At 46.2% G+C, this 1,693-nt stretch carries 2 tRNA genes and 2 rRNA genes; all 4 read left to right on the forward strand.

Features of this window, described 5'->3' with window-relative positions:
- A 16S ribosomal RNA gene (locus tag MOQ65_RS09510) occupies positions 1–107 on the forward strand; the annotation flags it as partial.
- Between the two features lie 110 nt (positions 108–217).
- Positions 218–294 (forward strand) — tRNA-Ile (locus MOQ65_RS09515).
- Between the two features lie 129 nt (positions 295–423).
- Positions 424–499 (forward strand) — tRNA-Ala (locus MOQ65_RS09520).
- A 382-nt stretch (positions 500–881) separates the two neighbouring features.
- Positions 882–1,693: ribosomal RNA gene (locus MOQ65_RS09525) — 23S ribosomal RNA — on the forward strand; the annotation flags it as partial.

The following is a 1,693-nucleotide window of genomic DNA, read 5'->3' on the forward strand; positions in this document are numbered from 1 at the left end:
CCGGTGGGGTAACCTTCGGGAGCCAGCCGTCTAAGGTAAAGTCGATGATTGGGGTGAAGTCGTAACAAGGTAGCCGTATCGGAAGGTGCGGCTGGATCACCTCCTTTCTAGGGAGACATACACCGAGCCAAGAGCTTGGATGTCACTTAGGTCGACACTTTGGCACCTACATTGTTCGGTTTTGAGAGATCTGTAAAGACTCTCAATCTACAGATATGGGCCTATAGCTCAGCTGGTTAGAGCGCACGCCTGATAAGCGTGAGGTCGGTGGTTCGAGTCCACCTAGGCCCACCAGTTGGCTCATATAACTTGAAATACACTTTGTGTAGAGTACAGACACTAAGAGCTAATTTGATAGGTAAAACTTATAAAAGATAACGGATTCTTCGGAATGGATTATCGAGACTTAAGTTAACCCATTACGGGGGCGTAGCTCAGTTGGGAGAGCACCTGCCTTGCAAGCAGGGGGTCAGGAGTTCGAATCTCCTCGTCTCCACCATTTAGTATTTGACAGCTAGTCTGTTTTATACTAAAATAACTAAGCTGATTTAAACAATCAGTTACAATTTAATAGATTTCGATGGATATCTAGGCGCATGAGATGAACAACGTCGCCGCGTAATGGTAATTACGCAAGACAAGTGAGACGAATGCAACGACGATAGACGCGAAATATATGAATTGTTTGTTCTTTGAAAACTGCATAGAAGATAATTATATATATTTGTAAGGTCATCTCTTAGAATTTCTAAGTAGGTTGACCCGAGCACATAGGAAATAATTCTCTGACTTAATGGTGACGTACATGAAAATGTACGGCTACAAAAAACGACAATGTATCTAATGCATGTCAATAAAATCTCAAATACGAAAGTATTTTAAGTAAAGATTTTAAGGGCGTACGGTGGATGCCTTGGCGATATCAGCCGAAGAAGGACGCGGTAAGCTGCGATAAGCTACGGAGAGGTGCAAGCAACCTTTGACCCGTAGATTTCCGAATGGGGGAACCCGGCAGTGGTTATGCACTGTCACCCATACCTTTGAGTATGAGGAGGGCACCTGGGGAACTGAAACATCTAATTACCCAGAGGAAAAGTAATCAAACGAGATTTTCTTAGTAGCGGCGAGCGAACGGGAAAGAGGCCAAACCGGAGCGGGCAACCGCACCGGGGTTGAGGACAGTCATCAAGTGTAAATGAGGTAGAAGAATCGAGTTGGAAAGCTCAGCCGCAGAAGGTGAAAGCCCTGTAATCGAAACCTTGCATACATGGGACTGTATCCAGAGTACCACGAGACACGTGAAACCTTGTGGGAAGCAGGGGGGACCACCCTCCAAGCCAAAATACTGATATCGACCGATAGCGCATAGTACCGTGAGGGAAAGGTGAAAAGAACCCCTGGCGGGGAGTGAAAGAGAACCTGAAACCGTATGTCTACAAACAGTCGAAGTCTGTATATATATCAGGACGACGGCGTGCCTATTGAAGAATGAACCGACGAGTTACTGTTGCTAGCGAGGTTAAGTGGAAGACACGGAGCCGCAGCGAAAGCGAGTCTGAACAGGGCGTTCAGTTAGTAATAGTAGACCCGAAACCGTAGTGATCTATCCATGGCCAGGTTGAAGCACAGGTAAAATTGTGTGGAGGACCGAACTCGTGAGCGTTGAAAAGCTTTGGGATGAGTTGTGGATAGG

The sequence above is a fragment of the Veillonella faecalis genome (genome assembly GCF_024677885.1).
GTDB lineage: Bacteria > Bacillota > Negativicutes > Veillonellales > Veillonellaceae > Veillonella > Veillonella nakazawae.